Source organism: Neorhizobium tomejilense (genome assembly GCF_964254135.1).
In the GTDB taxonomy this organism is placed as follows: Bacteria; Pseudomonadota; Alphaproteobacteria; order Rhizobiales; family Rhizobiaceae; genus Neorhizobium; species Neorhizobium tomejilense.
Genome location: NZ_CAXUSO020000001.1, coordinates 1,781,113 through 1,802,803, shown reverse-complemented (window position 1 = coordinate 1,802,803; position 21,691 = coordinate 1,781,113). Strand labels below are relative to the sequence as shown.

The 21,691-nt window shown below is 60.3% G+C and carries 24 protein-coding genes; 12 read left to right on the top strand and 12 right to left on the bottom strand.

The genetic code is table 11. The annotated features are described in order from the left end of the window. The first annotated feature begins 99 nt into the window (after positions 1–99). The 6 genes from ACSQ3G_RS09315 to ACSQ3G_RS09290 all read left to right on the top strand — a co-directional run bounded on the left by ACSQ3G_RS09315 (position 100) and on the right by ACSQ3G_RS09290 (position 6,119). On the top strand, positions 100–333 hold the full coding sequence (locus ACSQ3G_RS09315; RefSeq protein WP_436109817.1) for a hypothetical protein: 234 nt from the start codon (positions 100–102) through the stop codon (positions 331–333). Between the two features lie 247 nt (positions 334–580). After that, positions 581–1,414, top strand: coding sequence for a MurR/RpiR family transcriptional regulator (locus ACSQ3G_RS09310; protein ID WP_436109816.1), 834 nt, complete (start codon positions 581–583; stop codon positions 1,412–1,414). Between the two features lie 25 nt (positions 1,415–1,439). After that, positions 1,440–2,555, top strand: a complete 1,116-nt coding sequence (locus ACSQ3G_RS09305; RefSeq protein ID WP_436109815.1) for an ABC transporter substrate-binding protein — start codon at positions 1,440–1,442, stop codon at positions 2,553–2,555. A gap of 142 nt (positions 2,556–2,697) precedes the next feature. Then, positions 2,698–4,443 (top strand): ABC transporter permease, encoded by a 1,746-nt coding sequence (locus ACSQ3G_RS09300; RefSeq protein ID WP_436109814.1) that lies wholly within the window; start codon positions 2,698–2,700, stop codon positions 4,441–4,443. A 6-nt stretch (positions 4,444–4,449) separates the two neighbouring features. Further along, complete coding sequence (locus ACSQ3G_RS09295) at positions 4,450–5,514, top strand: ABC transporter ATP-binding protein (RefSeq protein WP_436109813.1); 1,065 nt, start codon at positions 4,450–4,452, stop codon at positions 5,512–5,514. Further along, positions 5,511–6,119 (top strand): histidine phosphatase family protein, encoded by a 609-nt coding sequence (locus ACSQ3G_RS09290; protein WP_436109812.1) that lies wholly within the window; start codon positions 5,511–5,513, stop codon positions 6,117–6,119. The genes ACSQ3G_RS09295 and ACSQ3G_RS09290 overlap by 4 nt, the downstream gene beginning before the upstream one ends. Before the next feature lie 171 nt (positions 6,120–6,290). Here ACSQ3G_RS09290 and ACSQ3G_RS09285 read toward each other — a convergent pair whose 3' ends face one another. The 3 genes from ACSQ3G_RS09285 to ACSQ3G_RS09275 all read right to left on the bottom strand — a co-directional run bounded on the left by ACSQ3G_RS09285 (position 6,291) and on the right by ACSQ3G_RS09275 (position 8,942). Next, positions 6,291–6,971, bottom strand: coding sequence for an FMN-dependent NADH-azoreductase (locus tag ACSQ3G_RS09285; protein WP_436109811.1), 681 nt, complete (start codon positions 6,969–6,971; stop codon positions 6,291–6,293). A gap of 3 nt (positions 6,972–6,974) precedes the next feature. Then, the gene (locus ACSQ3G_RS09280) at positions 6,975–7,946 is read right to left on the bottom strand and encodes an alpha/beta fold hydrolase (protein ID WP_436109810.1); all 972 of its coding nucleotides are present in this window, start codon (positions 7,944–7,946) and stop codon (positions 6,975–6,977) included. 207 nt (positions 7,947–8,153) lie between these two features. Continuing rightward, on the bottom strand, positions 8,154–8,942 hold the full coding sequence (locus ACSQ3G_RS09275) for an enoyl-CoA hydratase/isomerase family protein (protein ID WP_436109809.1): 789 nt from the start codon (positions 8,940–8,942) through the stop codon (positions 8,154–8,156). A 153-nt stretch (positions 8,943–9,095) separates the two neighbouring features. Between ACSQ3G_RS09275 and ACSQ3G_RS09270 the strand changes: the two genes are divergently transcribed. After that, positions 9,096–10,328 (top strand): TetR/AcrR family transcriptional regulator, encoded by a 1,233-nt coding sequence (locus ACSQ3G_RS09270; protein ID WP_436109808.1) that lies wholly within the window; start codon positions 9,096–9,098, stop codon positions 10,326–10,328. A 211-nt stretch (positions 10,329–10,539) separates the two neighbouring features. On the opposite strand, the gene ACSQ3G_RS09265 is transcribed toward ACSQ3G_RS09270, so the two are convergent. The 7 genes from ACSQ3G_RS09265 to ACSQ3G_RS09235 all read right to left on the bottom strand — a co-directional run bounded on the left by ACSQ3G_RS09265 (position 10,540) and on the right by ACSQ3G_RS09235 (position 14,751). Continuing rightward, positions 10,540–10,965, bottom strand: a complete 426-nt coding sequence (locus ACSQ3G_RS09265) for a CBS domain-containing protein (protein ID WP_436109807.1) — start codon at positions 10,963–10,965, stop codon at positions 10,540–10,542. Positions 10,966–10,982: 17 nt separating this feature from the next. After that, positions 10,983–11,447, bottom strand: a complete 465-nt coding sequence (locus tag ACSQ3G_RS09260; protein WP_436109806.1) for a YbhB/YbcL family Raf kinase inhibitor-like protein — start codon at positions 11,445–11,447, stop codon at positions 10,983–10,985. 21 nt (positions 11,448–11,468) lie between these two features. Then, positions 11,469–11,909 (bottom strand): DUF2267 domain-containing protein, encoded by a 441-nt coding sequence (locus ACSQ3G_RS09255; RefSeq protein ID WP_436109805.1) that lies wholly within the window; start codon positions 11,907–11,909, stop codon positions 11,469–11,471. A 98-nt stretch (positions 11,910–12,007) separates the two neighbouring features. Next, entirely contained in the window at positions 12,008–13,060 is a 1,053-nt protein-coding gene (locus tag ACSQ3G_RS09250) for an AI-2E family transporter (protein ID WP_436109804.1), read from the bottom strand. A 150-nt stretch (positions 13,061–13,210) separates the two neighbouring features. After that, positions 13,211–13,738 (bottom strand): DUF4142 domain-containing protein, encoded by a 528-nt coding sequence (locus ACSQ3G_RS09245; RefSeq protein WP_105440438.1) that lies wholly within the window; start codon positions 13,736–13,738, stop codon positions 13,211–13,213. Positions 13,739–13,846: 108 nt separating this feature from the next. After that, positions 13,847–14,179: a hypothetical protein gene (locus ACSQ3G_RS09240; protein WP_436109803.1), complete on the bottom strand. Its 333-nt coding sequence runs from the start codon at positions 14,177–14,179 to the stop codon at positions 13,847–13,849. A gap of 128 nt (positions 14,180–14,307) precedes the next feature. Beyond that, positions 14,308–14,751: an SRPBCC family protein gene (locus tag ACSQ3G_RS09235; protein WP_105415949.1), complete on the bottom strand. Its 444-nt coding sequence runs from the start codon at positions 14,749–14,751 to the stop codon at positions 14,308–14,310. A 245-nt stretch (positions 14,752–14,996) separates the two neighbouring features. Here ACSQ3G_RS09235 and ACSQ3G_RS09230 point away from each other — a divergent pair, with 245 nt between their 5' ends. Further along, positions 14,997–16,676: a Na/Pi cotransporter family protein gene (locus ACSQ3G_RS09230; protein WP_436109802.1), complete on the top strand. Its 1,680-nt coding sequence runs from the start codon at positions 14,997–14,999 to the stop codon at positions 16,674–16,676. Here ACSQ3G_RS09230 and ACSQ3G_RS09225 read toward each other — a convergent pair. Continuing rightward, positions 16,673–17,206: an NUDIX hydrolase gene (locus tag ACSQ3G_RS09225; protein WP_436111693.1), complete on the bottom strand. Its 534-nt coding sequence runs from the start codon at positions 17,204–17,206 to the stop codon at positions 16,673–16,675. The two genes, ACSQ3G_RS09230 and ACSQ3G_RS09225, sit on opposite strands and share 4 nt — an antisense overlap. A gap of 94 nt (positions 17,207–17,300) precedes the next feature. Here ACSQ3G_RS09225 and ACSQ3G_RS09220 point away from each other — a divergent pair, with 94 nt between their 5' ends. Both ACSQ3G_RS09220 and ACSQ3G_RS09215 read left to right on the top strand, forming a co-directional pair. After that, on the top strand, positions 17,301–17,945 hold the full coding sequence (locus ACSQ3G_RS09220) for a DUF47 domain-containing protein (RefSeq protein WP_436109801.1): 645 nt from the start codon (positions 17,301–17,303) through the stop codon (positions 17,943–17,945). Then, on the top strand, positions 17,945–18,949 hold the full coding sequence (locus ACSQ3G_RS09215) for an inorganic phosphate transporter (RefSeq protein ID WP_436109800.1): 1,005 nt from the start codon (positions 17,945–17,947) through the stop codon (positions 18,947–18,949). Before ACSQ3G_RS09220 ends, ACSQ3G_RS09215 begins: the two co-directional genes overlap by 1 nt. 102 nt (positions 18,950–19,051) lie before the next feature. Here ACSQ3G_RS09215 and ACSQ3G_RS09210 read toward each other — a convergent pair whose 3' ends face one another. Continuing rightward, positions 19,052–19,798 carry an SDR family oxidoreductase gene (locus ACSQ3G_RS09210; RefSeq protein ID WP_436109799.1) on the bottom strand — a complete coding sequence of 249 codons (747 nt, stop codon included), beginning with the start codon at positions 19,796–19,798 and terminating at the stop codon, positions 19,052–19,054. 99 nt (positions 19,799–19,897) lie between these two features. Between ACSQ3G_RS09210 and ACSQ3G_RS09205 the strand changes: the two genes are divergently transcribed. Beyond that, positions 19,898–20,803, top strand: a complete 906-nt coding sequence (locus ACSQ3G_RS09205) for an AraC family transcriptional regulator (RefSeq protein WP_436109798.1) — start codon at positions 19,898–19,900, stop codon at positions 20,801–20,803. 194 nt (positions 20,804–20,997) lie between these two features. Beyond that, positions 20,998–21,684 carry a fumarylacetoacetate hydrolase family protein gene (locus tag ACSQ3G_RS09200; protein ID WP_436109797.1) on the top strand — a complete coding sequence of 229 codons (687 nt, stop codon included), beginning with the start codon at positions 20,998–21,000 and terminating at the stop codon, positions 21,682–21,684. Positions 21,685–21,691 lie beyond the last annotated feature (7 nt).

The following is a 21,691-nucleotide window of genomic DNA, read 5'->3' as shown; positions in this document are numbered from 1 at the left end:
TATAATATGCCTGTTGATGTTTCAGATCAATATTTCGATGGGTGATGTCATATCTTTGAGGGCTGACAGGTTACATCCGTCAGGCAGAACCCGACGACCATGAGCAAAGAGATTAACGCGATCGCGGTCTTCATGACCTTCAGTCTCCTCGCCCGGCAGGGCTGCAGCGAAATTCAGGGCTGCCTCTCAATAGCGTCCACGAACTATTATATCGCTGTCGCCGTGGCCAAGCAGATCCAGATCGCGCGTGGGCCGAAACGATCGGCGACCCAGGTTACGAAGAGCACCGCACCTTTGAAGGCAGCTTTGCGCCTTAACGTAGGCCACGAGTGACGACGCAGGCTTTCCTGATAGCGGACGTAGTCGCGGACATGGCTAGTCGCTCGGCATCGTATGCGGCCAATGTTATCAGGGTGCCAAGCCAGTCTTGTGCGCTTCGGTGGTCGACCTCAAGGCCTTTCAAGGTTTCCCGGAATGACCCCCGTGCGCCAAAGGCAACTGAGAAATCTTGTCAAAAAATGCAAATTAATTTGCAAACATAAAAATATATGCAATAGTTTTTGCATTGGGGGAATCTGTCGTGATCAGTTCAAAGGTTCAGGAGCTTGCCGGGTCTTTCACTCGAGCAGAAAAGAAGCTCGTGCAGGCGATTTTCGAGCGTCCGCAGGTTGCTGCGCTCGGGACAGCCACGGAACTTGCGCAGGGTGTCGAAGTCCACGAAGCTGCGGTAACGCGGCTGGTTCGCAAGCTGGGCTTCGAGAATTATTCGAGCTTCAGAAGCGCGATGCAATCGGAGTTCATTCCAAGCCAGGAGCCGGCAATCCGGATGGGGAATTCCCTGGCGCGTGCCTCAGATGGCTCGTTGCTATCTTCGCTCGTTGCGCAGGAAATCGCTGCGCTCTCGCTGATCGAGAATCATATCGGGATGGCACTCATCAACGAGGTTGCGTCCGAGTTGATGCAGGCCTCGCGAATTTTTCTGTTCGGCCGCGGCAATGCCGAGACGCTGTCCCTGCTTATGCTGAAGCGGCTCCGCCGTTTCGGAAAGGACACCATCCAATTATCCGGCGACCCCCGCGAGCTTGCAGAACAGGCGTTGTCGTTCAGGCCAGCAGATATCGTTCTGATCTTTGCGTTTCGCAGAGCGCCCCGCGGCTACGCTCCTTTGGTGGAATCCATACGGGAAGCCAAGGCCCGATCACTGGTGATCTCGGGGGCATCCGGAGCGCTTTTATCTCCGGTTCCGGACCGCCTGATGAATGTACCCCGCTCGGGCGAGCAGGACGCCTTTCAAACGCTGACCGTTCCGATGACGATCTGCAATGCCATCATCCTGGCAGCGGGTGCTCAATACAAGGAAGAATCACTGCGAATGCTCGACAGACTTGGGACGCTCATTCGCCGCTTCGAATAACCGATCATCTTCAGGGGAGGAACTTATGAAGAATCTACAATGGACGACGGCTGCTCTTTTGCTAGGACTTTTCCAACCGGCAATGGCGCAGGATCTCAACACGATGTCGACCGCCGAGCTTCTGGAGAAGGCGAAGGCGGAAGGCTCCGTGACGGTCTATTCCTTCACCAGCCGCATCGCGCGGCTCGAAAAGGCTTTCGAAGCCGCCTATCCCGGCATTGACCTCCAGGGTTACGACATTTCTTCGACCGAGCAGATCGCACGGTTGAAGGCCGAAGCCGCAGCCGGGATCGCCAATGCAGACGTGGTCTATATTTCCGATGCACCGGTTGTTTTGAACGAACTCGTGAAGCCGGGAATCCTGGAAAACTACGTGCCGCCACGCGTCGCAGGCAGGTTGTCCGAGGCCAACAAGACGCCCATCCTGTCCCAGCGCGTCTCCACTAAAGTGCTGATGTACAACGAGGAAGCAAATCCCAAGGGTTCTCCGATAGAGAACCTCTGGCAGCTCACCATACCGGAATGGAAGGGCCGGGTCGTGATGGTCGACCCGTTGCAGAGAGGCGACTATCTCGATCTGATGACCGAATTCGCACTGCAGGCGGACTCGATGGCGAAGGCGTACCAAGCTCAGTTTGGAAAGCCCATCGCACTCGGCAAGGCGCAGGATGCCGGCCGGAAATTCATCGAGGACCTGTTCGCCAACGACCTGATCCTCGTCAAATCGACCGACGACGTCAATGCGGCGGTGGGCAAACTCGGCCAACAGAAACCGCCGGTCGGCTTTACTAGCTATTCCGATCGCCGGGACAACAAGGACAAGGGCTGGGCCCTGCAGGTCTCCAACGACACGCAGCCGGCCTCCGGTATCGTGTTTCCCGTCGTTCTCGGTCTCGTCAAGGGCGCCAAACATCCCGCCGCTGCTCGACTTGCCATCGATTTCTTCATGGGCGACGAGAGCAAGACAGGCGGTGAAGGCTTCAAGCCCTTCTATGTCCCCGGCGACTATGCAACCCGAACCGACATCGTTCCCCACCCCGACGCTGTGGCGCTGGACAAACTGTCGGCATGGAACATCAACCCTGCCGCCACCGCCAAAGCGCGCAAGGATGTGGGCGATCTGATACTGACCCTGCCGTGAGCCGCAAAAGCCTGGCGTTGATTTCATTCCAGCGCCAGTCCTTATCCGGCGCCCGCCGCCCGCATTCATGCCTACAGTCTGAATATGCCAACCCGGACGCGGCCACGCGACCGGGATCGTTCCCTTCAACGGATTCATCCCCATGACGCAAGCCGCCTTGACGAGAACCGGCCATCGCATCGCTTTTGCCCCTGGAACGCCGCTGAAAGCAGCGGTGCTGGTGATGCTGACCGTCCTTATCGTTCTGCCGCTGACCAAGACCGTGACATTCACCTTGCAACCGGACACGATTGCGGCCTGGTCGGATGTTCTGGTTGGTCGCCTTTCCTACAATCTTTTTTACGGTCCGCTTCTCAACACGATGGTCCTCGGCATAGGCGTGGCGGTCGGCTGTGTCTTGCTGGGCGGCTTCCTGGCCTGGCTCGTGGTGATGACCAATGTACCGTTTCGCCGAACCATCGGCTTGATGGCGACGCTTCCATTCATGATCCCGAGTTTCGCAAATGCGCTTGCCTGGCAGTCACTGTTCAAAAATGCCCGCGTCGGCGGGCAGGTCGGATATCTGCAGGGGTTGGGCCTCGACATACCCGATGCCATTGCCTGGGGCATGGCGCCAACGCTGATCGTCCTGACGCTGCATTATTTCTCGCTGGCCTTCACGATCATAGCCGCATCGCTTGCCACGGTGAACTCGGATCTCGTCGAAGCCGCACAGATCGCCGGCGCTCGGGGATGGCGTATTCTGAGCGGCATCATCCTGCCCGTGGCGACGCCGGCGCTTCTGGCCGCAGGTTCCCTTTGCTTCGCAGGCGCCGTCTCGAACTTCGCCGCTCCTGCGCTGCTCGGATTGCCGGTTCGGCTGCAGACATTGTCCACCCGCCTGTTCGGGATGATCGAAGTGGGCCAGGTCGGGCGCGGCTATGTCATCGGCATCATGCTGGTGCTCGTCTCCGCACTCCTCCTGTGGTTCAGCAACCGCGTCGTTTCCGGACGACGTTCCTATGCGACAGTCACCGGCAAGGGCGGCCGAGCCAAGCGCTTCGATCTTCGCAACGCGCGCTGGCCCCTGTTTGCCGTTTGCTGCATCATCATGGCGGCCTCCACGATAATCCCGATTATCGTCCTTCTGGCATCCAGCCTCGCGCCTTCTTCCGCCGATCTGTTTTCCAACTGGACGCTGCATTACTGGATCGGAGCGTCCAATGCTCAGATCGCGCAAGGAACAGCCGGGATTATCCGCAATCCGGATATTTCCTTTGCCATGAGCGTGACCATCGGGCTGGGCATCGCCGTGTCCGTTTTCGGCTTGATGCTCGGCCTTCTGACGGCCTATGTGGCGGCGCGCTACCGCACCGGTTGGGCCAGTGCCGCCATCACACAGATCAGCAACCTGCCGCTCCTTGTCCCGGGCATCGCTTTCGGCGCGGCCTATATCGCCTATCTCGGTGCGCCGATCGGGCCACTGCCGGCCCTCTACGGAACCTTTGCGCTTCTCGTTATCGCCGGAACCGCCTACCTACTGCCATTTTCGGTACAGACCGGTCGCGCCGTGATCCAGCAGATCAGTGGCGAACTCGAGGAAAGCGCGCGACTGACCGGAGCCGGCTTCTTTCGGCGGATCGTCGCGATCCTCCTGCCCCTAGCAATCCGTGGACTGGCCGCAGGAGCGCTGCTGATCTTCGTCAAGATCATCCGCGACCTTTCGCTGGTCATGCTTCTCTTCACGCCGACAATGCCGGTGCTTTCGGTCCTTGCCTACCGCTACGCATCTGAGGGCTTTGCGCAATTCGCCAACGCCATCACCGTCGTCATCCTCATCATCTCCGTGATTGTGACGCTTGCCGCCAACCGGCTTCAGGCAAAGTCGCAACCGTGGCTCAAGGACTAACATCGCATGCTGGACATTCGTAATCTCACCAAGAGCTTCGGCGCTTTCACGGCGGTCAACAACATAAGCCTGTCCGTGCCGGATGGCTCCTTCTTGGTCCTCCTCGGACCCTCCGGTTGCGGCAAGACAACCCTGTTGCGCATGCTTGCCGGCCTGGAGCAACCGACGGCAGGGCAGATCGCATTCGACGGGGTGACTGTCTCCGACGGCGACCGGAACTGGAGCGCCGATCCGGCCAAGCGCAATTCCGGTCTCGTCTTCCAGTCCTATGCGCTCTGGCCGCATATGACCGCCCGCGGCAACATCGAATGGCCGCTCAAGGTAGCCGGCATGGGGAAGGTCGAGAGGCGGGCCCGCGCCGACGAGGTCATGGGCCTTTTGAGCATCGGTGAACTTGAAGCGCGTTATCCCAACGAGATTTCCGGTGGCCAGCAGCAGCGCGTCGCCATAGCCCGCACGATCGCGACAAGACCCGGTGTTTTGCTGTTTGATGAACCGCTCTCCAACCTCGATGCAAAGCTTCGGGTGGAAATGCGATCGGAACTCATGCGGCTACATCGCAAGATCGGGGCAACATCGGTTTATGTCACCCATGACCAGATCGAGGCGATGACCATGGCGACTCATGTGGCGGTCATCAACAAGGGTGTGATCGAACAGTTCGGATCTCCCGAGGAGCTTGTCCGTTCACCGGCCTCGGCATTTGTCGCCACCTTTGTCGGCACTCCACCCAACAATATCGTGCCGGTGATCAAGAACGGCGCCGGATACAAGGTCCATACACGCGTCATGGAGATCGCAGCGCCACCCGATCAAGCCCAGTTCGCCATGTTCCCGCCAGAGCGCCTGGCCATCCGTGATGAAGCAACCGCATCGACGCTTCCGATGGAACTGGTCGAGCTTTCCGTCATTGCTGGGCGCACGATGGTGACCGCGAGCGATGGAACACTGCGACTGACGGCGATTGTCGATAATGCACCCAAGGCGCATCTTGCCGAACGCGTGCATATGGAACTGCCGCGCGATCCTGCGTGCTGGTTCGATGCAGGTGGCCGGAGGATTTCCGCATGAGGATTCTTCTCGTTCGCCATGGCCAGTCCGAATGGAATGCAGAAAAACGCCTTCAGGGGCAGGCAGATATTAGCCTTTCCAAAAAAGGGATCAGCCAAGCCGAGGCTCTCAGGCCAGTCATAGAAGGCATTGCACCTTGCCGGGCAATCACGTCAGACCTTCGACGGGCGCGAGACACCGCGGTCATCCTTGGATTTCCCGACGCAGCCCCGAGCGAAGAGCTGAGGGAGATTTCGGTCGGCGACTGGACCGGTCGGCTCATCCCGGAAATCATTGCCGAAGACAGCCACGGCTACGCGGGCTGGCGCGCCGGAACAAGCGCTCCTCCCGGTGGGGAAACCTGGGCGGATTTCGTCACCCGGACGTGCGGCGTGATAGAAGAGGCTCGCACCGATCCCAATTGCAAGAATCTCCTCGTGGTCTGCCATGGTGGCGTCATCCGGGCTTTGCTCGATCATTATCTCGATCTCCGGCCCGCCCAAATAATCCCGGTAGGGCCAGCAAGCCTCACAGCGCTTCGATTCTCTTCGGATCCAAATAAACGCGCAAAACTTGAGCTCTTTAACTACAGCCCGAAAGAGCTGCAGTTCGATGCGCCGGATTAATCCGTTCTGGCGCGGCAGAGCATAGCTGGCAAGACGAGGGTCGATAGCAAGCAGATATCGGCTGCTTCGCCTCCAAGTCGGTCATTAAAGTTAGCTGTGCCATCGCCCTAAAGCAGACATTGCCGGCGACGCGGCATGCGCCTCTCCTTCTTTGTCACGCTGCCTTCTTTGTCACGCTTGCCCCGGCTCAGGCGCCAGCGATTTTGTAAGTCGCGTCGCCAGTTGTTCTCCCGCTTGCTTGGCAGCGGCGTGCGCCTGCTTAAGATTGGACACCGCGAGGTCCCGCAACGAGGCCATAGCGGGATTAACGTCAGCGAGGGTCAGCTCGACATTGATGAGTTGGAGGTCCAATCCCCAGTTGTCTTCAAAGATGCGCCTAAGCCAGGGCGTCGCGTGGTCCCAGCCTTCCTTCGGCATGCCAGGGCCGTATGCGCCTCCACGCGCTGAGATCAGATAGGCGGGACGCTTCGAGATCGGCGACGCCACTTTAACGGTGAAACGCGGTTCGGTGACCAGAAGGTCAATCCACGCCTTTGCGTGTTGCGAAACAGCGTAATTGTAGAGCGGAACCGAAAAAATGAAGGCATCTGCTGCCAGCATCTCATCGGCCAATCTGGTTGCCAGCGCTGCCGCCTCCACCTCCTCCGTCGTGCGTTCGCTGAGGGCTTTTGGACCAGCCTGCACGGCAAGGGCCCAAGCTGTTGCAGGCAGCGGTGAAAGGCCAACGTCCCGCCTCACCACATCCAGCTCCGCCAGTTGCGTTCGCATAGAGTCCTCGAGCGTTGAAGCTAGAGCGCGGCTTTGAGAGCCGACGGCACGAATGCTTGCATCCAAACGAAAAATCGTCGTCACGGCTCAAGCCTTCCTCTTGTTGAGAAAGGCGACCAGCGCCTCATTCACTGCCTCAGACGCCTCGAGCTGTGGCCAGTGCCCGACGCCCTCAAGTGGTAGGAACCCCTGGAGGTTTGGCACGGCCGGCTTGAGATCTTCCTCGTTCAAAGCTCGCATCTTAATCATGCTGTCTGCTGTGCCATACGCAAAGAAGGCTGGCTGTCGGATCTTCGCCCCGGCAAATGCTTTTGCTTGGTCGAAATAGGGCTGCATGCCGCGATAGATATTCAGTGGGCCGTGGAAGCCATCACGCTGGAAGCCTGCGATCATCGTCTCGGCGTCCTCGCGGTCAGCGAAGGGCGGGATGCCGATCGGTGATGGCCGGTGCATATCTTTGCTTGGATCCATCGGACCCCATGCCTCGGAAGCATCGGGCAACCCCGACATCCAATAGAGAGCACCCGGAAAAGTCGTGGCAGCATCCGCCCACTCCTGGTCGGCCTCCGGCTTCATGTGGCGGAACATATAAAAGGCTCCCTCCTTGCCGGCGGCCTTCAGCATTTCGAGCATGCTGGGCCCCGCACCCGGTAGCACCGGAGGGACACTGAGGCCGAAGACCGCGTCAAACAGATCCGGACGCATCACCGCCGCGTTCCAGCTCACCGTCGCACCGAAGTCGTGGCCGACCAGGGTAGCGCGCTCGACCCCGAGTTTCGCGAGGATGCCGACAAGGTCTCCGACATGGTAGAGAACCGTGTAAAGCGCGGCGTCTTCAGGCTTGGAGCTATCGCCATAGCCACGCGTGTCGAACGATATCGCACGGTAACCCGCGGCCGCGACTGCTGCCATCTGCCGGCGCCAGCCCCGCCATCCGTCAGGAAAGCCGTGGACGAACAGCACAGCCGGGCCCTCGCCTTGCTCGACAACGTTCAGCTTGACGCCATTGGCTTCTACAAAGGTCTGCTTCAGCGACTTATTCCGATCCACGAAAATCATCTTTCATGCTCCATTTGAATTGTGAAATTGACGCACGCGATGCGGCGACCGCTGGGATCGATCTTTTGAAGTACACAGTTCGATAATAGTTCGCGTGCGATCGAGATGGTGTTCGGCTTTACTTTGAACTCTCTGTCATCCGTCTCTGAGTCAGTCGCAGACTAGCCACTGCCTGACTCCGAGAATTGATGTCAGCGCCGGATTGAGTTACTTCCCTGCGAACTGGATCTTCGGGATCGGCTCGTGTTTGCGCACAGCCGCGTCCGCAATGGCCATTCCCTCTGCGCCATCCTTGGTGTCGAGGATGCCAGCGCCGAGCTGGGTGGAGATGATGTCGGCAGCCGCAACGCCGCCGGTAGCCCAGGTGCGGATGAGCGTGCGCGCCTTGCCGTACGCGAGGGTCGGCCCTGTCGCGAGATGCCGCACGAGTTCGTCGGAGACCTCCTCCAACTTGCCGTCAGGCGCTGAATGGGTTGCGATACCCAGATCGACTGCTACCTTTCCGAAAATTGGCTCCGAAAGCAGGACGAAGCGAGTAGCGAGTGTTTTGCCGACGCGGTCGGCGAGCCGCTGCACCCCGCCTGCCATTGGAATGCCGCCGACCGACACTTCCGGGAGGACGAGCATCGCCGACTCTGCGACGACCAGAAAATCGAACGCCAGGAGCAGTTCGAAACCGCCGCCCAAGGCCATCCCTGCTACCGAAGCAACCGTGGGGACGGGCAGTTCCTCGATGAGACGGATCGAAGCCAGGATGTCGGCCGCAAACGCTTCGAGAAATTTCGAGCCCTTGTCACCGATGGCGCCCAGATCGTCTGCCACGGCGATGTTGCCGGACGCGGACGTCAAGTGAAGGACGCGGATGTCGCTTGCATATGCCTGGCGAACGGCGGCCCGCAGCGACGAGGGAAAGTCGGGCCCTGGCTCGCTGTCTGCATCACCGAGCAAGATCAGTTTGCCCACCGCACCGTGTTGCTCGAAGCGGAACGAACTCATGTTTTACCTCCTGGTTTGCTGACTATCTAGCCAGGCAGGCTATCTAGCCAGGCAGGCCTGACACCTGCTACAAAATGGCCCGCGTCTCACGCCACGATTGGCGGATGACCAAAGCCTGTTATGTTATGTACGTTACAGAATGGAGTACTGTCAATGGCCCGCCCCCGCGCGTTCGAAGAAAGCGAAGTGCTAGATCGCGCGGCGGACGTCTTCGGTCGCCGGGGCTACGACGGCTCAACCATGGCGGAACTGACGGCCGCAATGGGCTTGAACTCTCCCAGCATCTACGCGGCTTTCGGAAGCAAGCGCGGGCTTTTCGACGCTGTTCTCGGCCGGTGTAGTGCGCGCGAGGACGAGCACTGGGAGTGGGCGCTCACAGCCCCCACGGCCGAAGAAGTGGTGAAGCGCTTGCTGACGACCTCGCCAGCGCAGGAGTCCAGCCGCATACTCGTTCATGCGGGCTTGGCGATGGGCAGTGAGAATGCCGACATTCCCGCCGCCCTGCTTCATCGCCGCCAGTCGGCAGAACTGAAACTGCGAGACCGGTTCGAAGAAGCGAAACGGAGTGGCGAACTCCCTGTGGACGCTGATGCCTCAGGGCTGGCGAGCTATGTGACGTCGGTTCTCGGCGGCCTCGCCATGAAAGCCGCCGGCGGCGCACCGCACGACGACCTGCGAGAGGGTGCCGAACAGGCGGTGGCGGCCTGGCGGGCGATCAGCGACGTTGCGGCCGCCGCGAGCGCTTCAACGAGGGGGGCGGCACCGGCAGGCGAGTTAGGCCGCGACCCGCGAAGGTTCAGCGCCGACACGGCGCTCGATGCTGCCATGAAGGTCTTTTGGACCAAGGGTTTCGCGGGCGCATCGTTGAATGATCTTACTGAGGCGATGGGAATCACCCGACCCAGTCTCTACGCCGCATTCGGCAACAAAGAAGCATTGTTTTTCAAGGCCCTCGACCTCTATCAGTCACTTCGTAAAGATTACCTAACTGAAGCGCTCCAGGCTCCGACGGCGCGAGGCGTTTTCGAAGCGCTGCTCAGGGGAACGCTACGCGATCAACAGGCAGAGGGGCAACCGCGCGGCTGCCTCATGGTTCTTAACGCAATGCAAGGCGGTGATGAGGCGCAGCCCATTCGCAACGAAGTCCTCAGGCGCCAGGCCATCGGGCGCGACTTGCTCGCGGCCCGGTTTGAGCGGGCCAAGCGCGACGGCGACCTGTTGCCAACCGTCAATGTCGAAGGTCTCGTGCGCTTTGTCCAATCCCTGATGCACGGCATCCTCATGCAGGGAGGAGCCGGCGCAAGCCAACGTGAGCTTGAGGCGTTGGTTGAGAGCAGCTTGACCATGTGGACCGCATCCGCCGAACTACCGGTCAGTAAAGATTAGGTGAAGCTAATCTGTCAGGATCTTTACCGATCGGTAGAATGTCCTTCGCTGTCTGGGGCCTGCCGGGAGGTTCTTTGGCTTTGTGAATCGAACCTCGGAGACCGATCGCAGCGAGGCCCAAGCCACGTTCAATGATCGACAGAAGCGCGGCCTCGAAACGCTGATCCGCTTGATTGGTCGATCGAAGAATGCCCGGGCCGACGTCCTTTTCTCAGTGGGCGTGAGCGCCGCCCGGACGGGAAACCTTCTTCAATCCGGCTCCCGCAGCGGCGGCGTCCGCAAGGGCGGCATCCCCGAGCGAAATGACGCCCGTCAGCCGTTTTTCGCGATTGACGACAGGAAGACGGCGGACCTGAACCTTGCCCATGTTGCGGGCCACGTCGTCGACATCATCGTCTTCGAAACAGTACTTTACGTCACGCGTCATCACTTCCCGGATCTTCGCATCGCCTCCGAGCCCGTCGGCAAGCCCGCGGATGACCAGATCCCGGTCCGTGATCGTTCCGACGAGCTTGTCGTTGTCACCGACCGGCAAAAAGCCGATCTGCCTGTCGGCCATGCACTTGGCGACTTCGGCGACGGTCTGGTGGGGACTGGCGATCTCGACATCGCGCGACATGATCTCTGACACTTTCATGGTCTTTCCTCCTTCGTTCAGTGGACGTCGAATGTTCCGGTGAGACTGGTCTGCGAGAGGATGTGGCTGCGCGCCTCCTTCCACATCGCCTCGACCCCCGCGCTGTCCGTCACCTTGAGGTTTGGGACGTCGAGGGCGGCGAGACGGAACCGGTAATGGTGCAGGCCGTGGCCTTTCGGCGGTTGAGGCCCGTCGTAACGGGCGTTGCCGAAGTCGTTTTCGGAGAAACGCGGACCGCCGCCGGGCGCCGTATCCGCGCTCTGGCCCAACTGGTTCCAGTCCTTCGGGATATTGAAGACACCGCAATGGCGGAAAGTCCCGCTCGGTGCATCCGGGTCCTCCACGATCAGTGCGAAGCTTTTGGCCTCCTCAGGCGCACCGCCCCATCTCAAAGGCGGCATCAGGTTTTCCCCGAGGCGGGTGTACTTGTCCGGCATGCGTTCGCCATCGGCGAAAGCCGGGCTGGTGAGGGTCATGTTCATTGGTCGCTCCTTCCGGGCCCTTCAGTGCGGTTTTTGCGGATCCGGCCAGAGCGCCTGGACTTCCAACGGCAGTCCCTCTCGCACTTTGCGCACCTCGCCGGGATCGATGTAATGGGAAAGCACCCGGAAAACCGACCGCACCGCCTCCTTCGCGTCCACCGGACGTGTCGATGAAAGCTCCGCCTTCACCGGCTCCAAAAATTCGTCCAGCGAGCGGGAACGGGTCGGCTGTCTGGAGGGATCGTAGCGGTCATAATAGGCGCCGCGTACGAGAAGCGGCAGCTGTGCCGAAAGATGTGCGGCCAGTTCGATCGGCAGGCGGTCCCTCAGCGTGTGGAGAACCGCGCCCAGCACATGCCAGGCAAGCTGCCGGTCAGGTCCCTGGTCGGCCATCAGATCGTCCAGCCATATGTTGGTGGTTTGCAGCGTCTTGTCGAAGACGGTGACACCCGAAGCACTCATGGCTTCACCTCCATGATGATGGTTCGAATCTTTCGAACCCCTCAGGGAGACGGAAGTTCCGAAGGCCGTCTTAAAAATGCACGGAGAGGTCGTTGCCCTCACTGGGTATCGGCACCCCCCTCCTCTTCGACGAATATTCCCCATGCGGCGATGAACAGCGCGGCGACGAGCGGTCCGATGACGAACCCGTTGATACCCATCAGAGAAATACCGCCAATGGTGGAAATCAGGACGACATAGTCGGGAAGCTTGGTCTCCCTGCCGACCAGGCGCGGCCTCAGAAGATTGTCGACAAGGCCGATGACAAGGGCGCCGACCGCAACCAGCACGATGGCCTTCACCCAAAAGCCGGCAAGCGCCAGGTAGACGGCAGTGGGCATCCAGATCAACGCAGCGCCGACCGCCGGCAGCAGCGACAGGACGCTCATCAGAACGCCCCACAGCAAGGCCGGCTCGACGCCGAGCGCCCAGAAGGCGACGCCACCGATCGAACCCTGGATGATGGCGATGATGATATTGCCCCGCACCGTCGCGTGGATGACGGCGGTGAATTTTGAGGTGAAGCGACGGGTATGCGCGTCGCTGAGAGGCAGTGCCTTTCGGATCGTGCGGGCGAGCACCTGCCCGTCCCGGAACATGAAGAACAGCAGATAGAGCATCACGCCGAAGGCGACGAGGAACTGCAGCGTGTTCTGGCCGAGGCTCAAGGCGCGTCCGGCAAAGAAACCGCCGCCCTGCATCAGCGCCGCAGAGATACGCTCCCGAAGCGTGTCGAAGCCTTCCAGCTCGATCCGCTCGATCCAGCCGCGGATGAACAGGGGGAGCGATGCCTGCAACTCCTGGAAAAACCTCCGGACATCGATCTCGCCGTTGTCGATGCGTCCATAAAGAAGGTTGCCCTGCTGGACGAGCGAGCTGAGGACGATCAGCCCCGGAATGATGACGACGCAAAGGCAGATCAGGACGGAGAGCACTGCCGCAATATTTCTGCGGCCGCCGAGCCGGGCCTCGATACGAGCATGGAGAGGAAAGAAGATGATGGCGAGGACGATTGCCCAGAATATCGCTGAATAAAACGGCAGGACGACTGCGACGAACGCAATGGTCACCAGGACCAGAAGCACATAAAAACTGACACGCTGAAGGGGCATTCGACCTTTCCGCTTTAAGACCGCTTGGATGGTAACACAAATACGGCTGCGGCGTGGCTCCGGTCTTTCCCCACTGTCTTGGTTTTGTGCATATGCCTCAACGGCCGCCGCATAAGCGACAGCCGTCGGATGGAAGCCCGCGAATGGCGATTACTTGTTCAAGTCCTCGGCCATCTGCAGATGATGTTCGAGCGCAGGGACCGTCTTTGCCGCCCACGCCTTCAGGTCGGCGTTTTCACCTTCCTTGCCATATCGCTTGAACAGGTCGACGGCATCTTCATGGGCGTCTTCCTGGTCCGAATGATATTGCTTCGTGAACTCTGCGCCATTTAAGCCCTTGAGCTTGGCGATCGACTTCTTTTGCGCGTTGGTCATCGCCGTCGGCAATTTGACTTTCACCTTGCCGCTATCGACGAGCTGTTTCAGTTCCGTCGTCGTCTTCTGATGATCCTGGATCATCTGCTGTGCGAACGTCTTCGTCGCCGCGTCGGCCCGTTCGGCGGCCAGCTTGCTGGATTCGATCTCGAACATGTCGCTCGTTGCAACTTCGGTCACGAAATCCTGGGTCTTCGGAGGGATGCCCGCAAGCGAATTGACGCCTGATTTTTCTGCCGCGGACTGGGCGAATGCCGACGTCGTAACCATTGCCATGGCAGTCACTAGAATGATCTTGTTCATGCAATTCTCCTTTCGCATCAGCGCGAACAATGCATTCCTCGGGTTGTTCCAGGACCAGCAGAAAAACTCCTTTTCGGCCTCCGGAGGGCCGCATGTGCGGCCGCACGCTCACCCAAAAGCGATTTCTTCGGCCGAGCGTTCGATATCCTGCCGGCGATGCCTCTTGGGACGCCCCTTCCCGGCCAGAATGAAATCGAGCTCCGCCGCGGACGGTCCGAACCGGTCGATGAGACGCTGCGCTTCCTGCGCACTCAGGCCATAGTTCTTCACGAGATCCTCAGGCGTATATTTCGGCTTCGCGTCGTTTTGCTGCGGATGGGGACTGGGGCCTTCGTCCGGCAGGCGATCTGATTGTGCTTCGGAGGCCGGGGAGACCGGATTGGATCGCGGCGGCACGGGAGGCTGCCGGTCGGTAACGGATTCTGTCGTTGGCTGCTGCATGACTTCCTTCTCTTTCGGAATGTCAACAAGACAGGCCCGCGATAGTTCCCGCAGGCAACTGTCACCCGTGCCGGATCGCGAAAGTCACCAACGCGATCCGGTCCCACGGCTTGCGCCGTCACGATACGTTATTCGTTGATCTCAGGCTCGACGACCCTTGCCAGGTTTCGCAGCGACTCCTGCCAGCCGAGATAGCAGGCTTCGGGCGGGATGAGGTCCGGCACCCCTGCCTGCGTTATATTCACTTCGGTACCGACCGAAACCTTCTTCAACGTCACCGTGACTTCCATTTCGCCCGGCAGGTTGGGATCATCGAACTTGTCCGTGTAGCGGACAAGTTCGCCTGGGACGAGCTCAACAAATTCGCCGCCGAAGGCATGGCTGTTGCCGGTCGTGAAGTTCCGGAAGGACATTCTGAACTTGCCGCCGACCGTTGGTTCCAAGTGATGGACGGTGCACAAAAAGCCGTTGGGCGGAAGCCATTTGGCAAGCGCGTCAGCCTCGATGAACGCGCGATAGATCTTTTCCGGGCTGGTTGCCAGAACGCGATGCAGGCGTATGGTGTTCGGCATGGTCGTGATCCTTTTGAAATATGGAATGGACGACTCTAAGGACGAACCAGACTTTGCCAACCCGACATCCCCTCGTCTCAAAAAAATCTCCCGCCTTCCGGGCAGTGCCGGATGGTAGACCCCCAATACCTACCGGTCAGACCTCAGCCTTGAAAAAGCAATAGATCCCGGCAACTATGTTAGCTGGCTAACATCTTGCGCTGCCAGTGCGATTCTCCATCCGGCTGATTATTTACGGAAATGCCATGCCCTTCATCATTGCAATCATCACCATTGCCGGACACATAGCCCTCCTTCTATGGGGGACGCGGATGGTGCAGACGGGCATCCAGCGTGCTTTCGGCCCCAATCTCAGGTCTTTTCTCGGCCGCGCGCTGAACAACCGGATAAAAGCGTTTTTTTCCGGATTGGGCGTCACGGCAATTCTTCAGAGCAGCACGGCGACCGGGCTGATGGCATCGGGGTTCGCCGCCGACGGGCTGGTCGATCTTGTCCCGGCGCTTGCAGTCATGCTGGGCGCCAATGTCGGCAGCACGCTCATCGTGCAGGTCCTGTCCTTCGACGTGGCCGCCGCGTCACCGGCTCTCGTATTGCTCGGCGTCCTGATGTTCCGCCGCACCCAAAATCCGCAGGTCCATGACCTCGGTCGGGTGTTTATCGGACTCGGCTTCATGTTGCTCGCCCTGCATCAACTGCTCGACGTGCTGACGCAATATGCCGATACACCGGCCTTCGCTGCGGTTCTTTCAGCCATTTCGACGACACCGCTCCTCAGCCTTCTGCTCGCGGCCGCCCTGACATGGGCGGCCCATTCCAGCGTCGCGGTGGTCCTGCTCATCATGTCACTTGCGAGCCAGGGGCTGATCGATCCCTACCAGGCCTTCGCACTGACCCTCGGCGCCAACCTGGGAACGGCAATCAATCCGGTTGTCGAGGGGCAGTCAGGGAAGGATCTTGCGGCCAGACGGCTTCCGATCGGCAATCTGGTTACCAGGATCCTCGGTGTTCTGGCGGCGTTTGCGCTTCTCTCCCCAATTACGGCACTGATGATCCAGATCGAGGGCGATGGTGCCCGGTTGGTCGCGAATTTCCACACGGCATTCAATCTCGTGGTCGCGGTCGTCTTCATGCCGTTTCTCTCGCCCTTCGCAAACGCCCTCGTCAGGCTGCTGCCACTGCGCATCGACGAGAGCGATCCCGGCCATCCGCGATATCTCGATCCGTCCGCCAAGGAAACGCCGGTTGTCGCGCTGCAGGGCGCGGCGCGGGAAGTCCTGCGGCTGGTCGACGTGCTGGAGGAAATGCTGGCGGGGACGAAGGCTGCCTTGACGAGCACGGATCGCCGCGCCCTGGCGGAACTGCGGCGGAAGGACAACGTCCTCGACCGCCTGAATACGGCAGTCAAACGGTACCTCACGTCCATCGACCCGGAAGAACTCAGCGATATCGACCGGCGACGCCTCGACGAGATTCTGCTGTTCTCGACCGGCCTGGAACACGCGGGCGACGTCGTCGACCAAAACGTGCTTCCCCACCTTGTCAAAAGACTGCGCCGAGGCATGACCTTTTCGAAGGAAGGGCAGCATGAGCTCAGCGCCCTGCTGGACCGCCTTTCCACCAATCTGCGCACCGCCGCCGCGCTTTTCATGTCGCAGGACGAGCGCGTCGCGCGCATGCTCGCCGACGAAAAGATCGTCTTCCGGCGGGCGGAGCGTGACGGAACCAACGCTCATTTCCAGCGGCTGCGCGAGGGCGATTTCGATACGGCGGAAACCAGCTCTCTCCACCTCGACCTGCTGCGGGATTTCAAGCAGATCAATTCGCACCTCGTCGCAGCCACGGCCTATCCGGTTCTGGAACGGCAAGGCGAGCTGCTGCAGAGCAGGACCACCTACCAAAGCGCCGGCGATCAGGTTCAGAACTAGCCGCGATTGCGCTTCTTGCGACCCCGCGGCTCGAATTCGACGAGCAGCGACTTGAGTTCGATCTCGCGAACGCGTCGTGCCGCTTCATCAGGGCTGACCCATTCGAGAATACGCTGCCCCTGTTCCTTGAAGCCACCCGTGACCTCCGTGACTTCGATCTGGAACACGTCGACCATACAGGGGGCTACATCGCCGTTGTCGAGTTCCTTCAGGTAGGTATAGCGGCCGACCGGCTTCTTCTTCTCCGTCCCGCTCACGCCTGCTTCTTCCGAGGCTTCGGTGGCCGCGGCCTCGAACGGCTTTTTTCCCTTCATCGGCCAGCCTTTCGGGATGACCCACCGCCCGGCCTCGCGCGAGGTGATCACCAGGATTTCAACCTGAGGCCCGTCCCCCCGATATCGAAAGCACAAGGCGCCATATTGTTGGTGAAACGCGCCGGCGAACAGCCTGCCGGGAACTGCCGCAAGCTGCTTGAGCAGCGTCTGGGACCTGTCCGGTCGCGGCTTGCTGCGTTTTTTTGTGGATTTCATGCGGATCAAACTGTCGATTTTGCGTGTTGCTTCAATTGCCCGAGCATGTTTATGACACATTTATGACAGTCAGCCGCATGGAAGGTCGCACGGTATGATGAGTATTTTTCGGAAGCTGATGCCGCGTGAAGACAGTTTCTTTGAAATGTTTTCCCAGCACTCGAAAACTGTCGTTGCAGCAGCCCACGCACTTGATCAGCTCCTCAAGGGCAACGAGATCGAGAAGAACTGCGAGCTGATCGTCGCATTGGAGAATGAGGCCGACGACATCACGCGGGAGGTTCTTCTCGCCGTCCGGCGGAGTTTTATCACGCCCTTCGACCGCGGCGATATCAAGGACCTCATCCAGTCGATGGATGACGCGATCGACATGATGCATAAAACGGTCAAGACGATCCGGCTGTTCGAGCAGTCCGACTTCGATCCGCTGATGCAGCAGATGGGTGGCGAAATCGTCAAGGCGGCGGACCTCATTTCGGAAGCAATCCCCCTTCTCAACAAGGTGGGCTCCAATGCGCACCGCCTTGCCGCGATCGCCGAGGAGATTACCCGCGTGGAGGGTCGGTCGGACGACCTTCATGACCAGGGCCTGAAAGACCTGTACCGGCGTCACGGCGCAAGCGGCGATGCGATGGCCTACATGATCGGCAGCGAGATCTATGGCGAACTGGAAAAAGTCGTCGACCGTTTCGAGGATGTCGCCAACGAGATCAGCGGCATCGTTATCGAGAACGTTTGATGGATATCTCTCTCGCCTTGCCACTTCTCTTCGGGCTGATCACACTCGCTCTGTTCTTCGATTTCCTCAACGGTCTTCATGATGCGGCCAATTCCATCGCGACGATCGTCTCGACCCGTGTCCTGCGGCCGCAATATGCGGTCGCCTGGGCGGCGTTCTTCAATTTCATCGCCTTCCTTTTCTTCGGCCTGCACGTGGCGGAAACGCTGGGAACCGGCATCATCGACCCTGCGATCGTTTCGCCGCAGGTGATTTTCGCCGCCCTCATGGGGGCAATCATCTGGAATATTCTCACCTGGATTTTCGGAATTCCGTCCAGTTCCTCGCATGCGCTCGTGGGTGGGCTGGTGGGCGCCGGCCTGGCAAAGGTCGGCTTCAGTTCGATTGTCTGGAGCGGTCTCGGGAAGACGGTAGGTGCGATTTTCCTCTCGCCGGCCATCGGCTTCCTGCTTGCCCTCGTGCTCGTGCTCCTGGTTTCCTGGCTCTTCGTCCGGCAGACGCCGTTCGCGGTGGACCGGACATTCCGCGTGATGCAGTTTATCTCCGCCTCGCTTTATTCCCTCGGCCATGGCGGCAATGACGCGCAGAAAACGATGGGCATCATCGCGGTGCTTCTGTTCAGCCAGGGATATCTCGGTTCGACCTTCTACGTGCCCTTCTGGGTGGTGATCTCCTGCCAATCCGCGATGGCTCTCGGCACGCTTTTCGGGGGATGGCGGATCGTCCATACCATGGGCTCGAAGATCACCAGGCTCAACCCGATGCAAGGCTTCTGCGCCGAGACGGGCGGAGCGCTGACGCTGTTCGGAGCGACTTGGCTCGGCATTCCCGTCTCGACGACCCACACGATCACAGGAGCGATCGTCGGCGTCGGCGCCGCAAGGCGAGTTTCAGCGGTACGTTGGGGGCTCGCCGGCAACATCGTGATCGCCTGGATCGTGACGATGCCGGCAACTGCCGCGATATCGGCGGCGTTTTACAGCCTGGCGGATCTGCTGCCATAGGTGCAACCTTGGCCAGAAGGTCGACTTGTCGCGGAGGGGCCTCCGCGGCAAGCCAGTTCGTGGCGCTTGAAAAATAGCTGGCGCAGTGTCAGCCAACCGACGTCAGCCGGCCAGTGCCACGGCGTCGGCGCCGGCAGGAATGCGAGCCGGCGACGACGGATCGGTTGCCGCAAGCCAGACTGCCTCGGCCACCTCGAGTGACCGGGTGACGGCCGACTGCTCCTGCTCCCATCCGGCGAACACGCTCTGCACCAGACCGGCATATGCCTCGGGGAAGCCACCATGAGCCTGCATGCGGGACCGCGCGTTATCCCCGAAACGGGTGTCGGGCGCCCTTCCCGGCTGTACCAGTCGCACCCGCACATCGAACTGCTGGAGTTCCAGCGCCAGCACCTCGGTGAAAGCATCCACCGCAGCCTTGCTTGCCGTATAGACGGAAAGCAGCGGAATCGGCTTCAACGTCACGCTCGACGCCACGTTCACCACGACGCCGGTTCTCCGTTGCCGGAATTGAGGCAGGACCGCCTGTGTCACGGCCATCGTCCCGAGAGTGTTCGTCTCGAAGATCTCGCGGACGATATCCATCGATGTGCCTTCAAGGGCATTCAGCCAGCCGATGCCTGCATTGTTGACCAGCACGTCGATTGGTCCGGCGGCATCGATGGCTTGGCGAATGCTTTCGGGATCGGTGACGTCGAGGGCGAGTATCTGGAGGTGCTCGGAGGAAGGCAGAATATTCTCGCGCGGCGAACGCATCGTCGCGATAACCTTCCAATTGCGGTCGAGGAAATACCTGGCGATCTCCAGACCGAATCCGGACGAGCAACCGGTGATAAGGACGGTTTTCATGGCGGCTCCTTCATGTGTTTTGCAGCACCTGAAACCTAGACCGCGGAGGCTGGACTGACTACAATCAGAAGTCCGGTTCTCATTCGTGAAAGTCCTGAAATGGTCGATCCATTCGCCGAAGTGGTTACATTGCTCCAACCCAGCGTCCCCTCGACGAAGCTCGTCAGCGGTGCCGGCGCCTGGTGTGTTCAGCGCCTGGAAACGGGACAGCCCTTCTACTGCGTGATCCTCGAAGGTTCGTCCCGCCTGACCGTCGACGGACAGGAACCGATCGACCTGCGGGAGGGTGACTTCGTTCTGATCCCGTCGGCCTATGGCTTCAGCATGTCGAACCTGGAACCGATGCCGTCGGAGGGCGTGGATCCCTTGACCGTCACCAAGTTGGCGGATGAAATAAGACACGGAAATCCGGATGGGCCGCCCGACGTCCGGCTGATGGTCGGCCGATTTGTCTTTGGGTCGCCGGACGCTGCCCTGCTGGTGTCGCTCCTGCCCCAACTCGTGCACGTTCGCGGCGAGAGACGGCTTGCGACCCTTGTAAAGCTGGTGCGCGAAGAGGCTCGCGAACAGCGGCCTGCGCGGGACATGATCCTGGCGCGCCTGTTGGAAGTTCTGCTCATCGAGGCGCTCCGATCCACGGCAGGCACCGCAGCGCCGCCCGGGCTTCTGCGCGGACTGGCCGATGGACGGCTGGCGGTCGCGATCCGTCGGATGCACGAAGATCCGACCCAGGACTGGACGGTGGAGCAACTGGCCCAGGAAGCCGCCCTCTCCCGCTCCGCCTTCTTCGATCGATTCCGCCGCGCCATGGGCGTCACTCCGATGGAGTACCTGCTTTCGTGGCGCATGGCTCTGGCGAAGAACCTTCTGCGGCGTGGCGACGGCGGCATGAAGGAGATTTCCGAACGTGTCGGATACAGTTCCGCCAGCGCGTTCAGCGTCGCATTCACCCGCGTTGTCGGATTGCCACCGACGCGCTATGCGCGCGGAGCAATCCAGACATGAAGTCCGCACAACGGCGCTTCGATCGGCCCCCGGCAATCGTCGGGGTGTCTACTCCCTGGCGTCCGGGATCGTTGCCCGGAGGGCGCAAGCTTTTCCTGCGGTCTTGAAAAAGTGCTAGGATTAACCGACGAATTGGGAGACAAAGGGCGCCGTCTTCATCGCCCCCGTGCCCACAGTTTTCCAGGATATTTTCCATGCTTGCGACCGTGATCCCCATGCCCGAAACCGTTCTTCTGCCGGTCGAGGGGGTGGCGGAGCGCTTTCCGGTTCGCCGGGTCTATTGCGTCGGCCGCAACTATGCCGACCACGCGATCGAAATGGGCGGCGATCCAACCCGCGAGCCGCCGTTCTTTTTCCAGAAGAATGCCGACAACATCTATAACGGCGAGACCTTCCCCTACCCGCCGCTCTCCTCCAGCGTCCATCACGAAGTGGAACTGGTCGTGGCGCTCTCGGGCGGCGGCGCCGATATTTCGGTCGAGGACGCGCTGTCCAAGGTCTATGGTTATGCGGTCGGCATCGACTTCACCCGCCGCGACCTGCAGGATGTCGCCAAGAAGATGAGCCGTCCGTGGGAGGCCGCCAAGGCCTTCGAGAAGTCGGCTCCCGTCTCGGTCCTCTTCCCGGCCGCAACGATCGGCCATCCCTCGGCGGGCAGCGTCTGGCTTGACGTCAACGGCGCGCGAAAACAGTCCGGCGACCTCAATCAGCTGATCTGGAAACTGCCGGAGATCATCGCCGAACTGTCGAAACTGTTCGTCCTCGCCCCCGGCGACGTGATCATGACCGGCACGCCGGCCGGCGTCGGCGCCGTGGTGCGCGGCGACAAGGTCACCTGCGGCATCGATGGCGTCGGAACGCTGTCGCTGACGGTCGTCTGACGAAACC

Coding starts and splice junctions, on each gene's coding strand:
- ACSQ3G_RS09235 (WP_105415949.1), bottom strand. CDS start 14,751: ATGCCGAACACCATACGCCTGCATCGCGTTCTGGCAACCAGCCCGGAA.
- ACSQ3G_RS09255 (WP_436109805.1), bottom strand. CDS start 11,909: ATGAGTGCTTCGGGTGTCACCGTCTTCGACAAGACGCTGCAAACCACC.
- ACSQ3G_RS09280 (WP_436109810.1), bottom strand. CDS start 7,946: ATGATTTTCGTGGATCGGAATAAGTCGCTGAAGCAGACCTTTGTAGAA.
- ACSQ3G_RS09270 (WP_436109808.1), top strand. CDS start 9,096: ATGGCCCGCCCCCGCGCGTTCGAAGAAAGCGAAGTGCTAGATCGCGCG.
- ACSQ3G_RS09200 (WP_436109797.1), top strand. CDS start 20,998: ATGCTTGCGACCGTGATCCCCATGCCCGAAACCGTTCTTCTGCCGGTC.
- ACSQ3G_RS09265 (WP_436109807.1), bottom strand. CDS start 10,965: ATGAAAGTGTCAGAGATCATGTCGCGCGATGTCGAGATCGCCAGTCCC.
- ACSQ3G_RS09305 (WP_436109815.1), top strand. CDS start 1,440: ATGAAGAATCTACAATGGACGACGGCTGCTCTTTTGCTAGGACTTTTC.
- ACSQ3G_RS09205 (WP_436109798.1), top strand. CDS start 19,898: ATGGTCGATCCATTCGCCGAAGTGGTTACATTGCTCCAACCCAGCGTC.
- ACSQ3G_RS09260 (WP_436109806.1), bottom strand. CDS start 11,447: ATGAACATGACCCTCACCAGCCCGGCTTTCGCCGATGGCGAACGCATG.
- ACSQ3G_RS09215 (WP_436109800.1), top strand. CDS start 17,945: ATGGATATCTCTCTCGCCTTGCCACTTCTCTTCGGGCTGATCACACTC.
- ACSQ3G_RS09220 (WP_436109801.1), top strand. CDS start 17,301: ATGATGAGTATTTTTCGGAAGCTGATGCCGCGTGAAGACAGTTTCTTT.
- ACSQ3G_RS09230 (WP_436109802.1), top strand. CDS start 14,997: ATGCCCTTCATCATTGCAATCATCACCATTGCCGGACACATAGCCCTC.
- ACSQ3G_RS09315 (WP_436109817.1), top strand. CDS start 100: ATGAGCAAAGAGATTAACGCGATCGCGGTCTTCATGACCTTCAGTCTC.
- ACSQ3G_RS09225 (WP_436111693.1), bottom strand. CDS start 17,206: ATGAAATCCACAAAAAAACGCAGCAAGCCGCGACCGGACAGGTCCCAG.
- ACSQ3G_RS09295 (WP_436109813.1), top strand. CDS start 4,450: ATGCTGGACATTCGTAATCTCACCAAGAGCTTCGGCGCTTTCACGGCG.
- ACSQ3G_RS09240 (WP_436109803.1), bottom strand. CDS start 14,179: ATGCAGCAGCCAACGACAGAATCCGTTACCGACCGGCAGCCTCCCGTG.
- ACSQ3G_RS09275 (WP_436109809.1), bottom strand. CDS start 8,942: ATGAGTTCGTTCCGCTTCGAGCAACACGGTGCGGTGGGCAAACTGATC.
- ACSQ3G_RS09245 (WP_105440438.1), bottom strand. CDS start 13,738: ATGAACAAGATCATTCTAGTGACTGCCATGGCAATGGTTACGACGTCG.
- ACSQ3G_RS09300 (WP_436109814.1), top strand. CDS start 2,698: ATGACGCAAGCCGCCTTGACGAGAACCGGCCATCGCATCGCTTTTGCC.
- ACSQ3G_RS09210 (WP_436109799.1), bottom strand. CDS start 19,798: ATGAAAACCGTCCTTATCACCGGTTGCTCGTCCGGATTCGGTCTGGAG.
- ACSQ3G_RS09250 (WP_436109804.1), bottom strand. CDS start 13,060: ATGCCCCTTCAGCGTGTCAGTTTTTATGTGCTTCTGGTCCTGGTGACC.
- ACSQ3G_RS09290 (WP_436109812.1), top strand. CDS start 5,511: ATGAGGATTCTTCTCGTTCGCCATGGCCAGTCCGAATGGAATGCAGAA.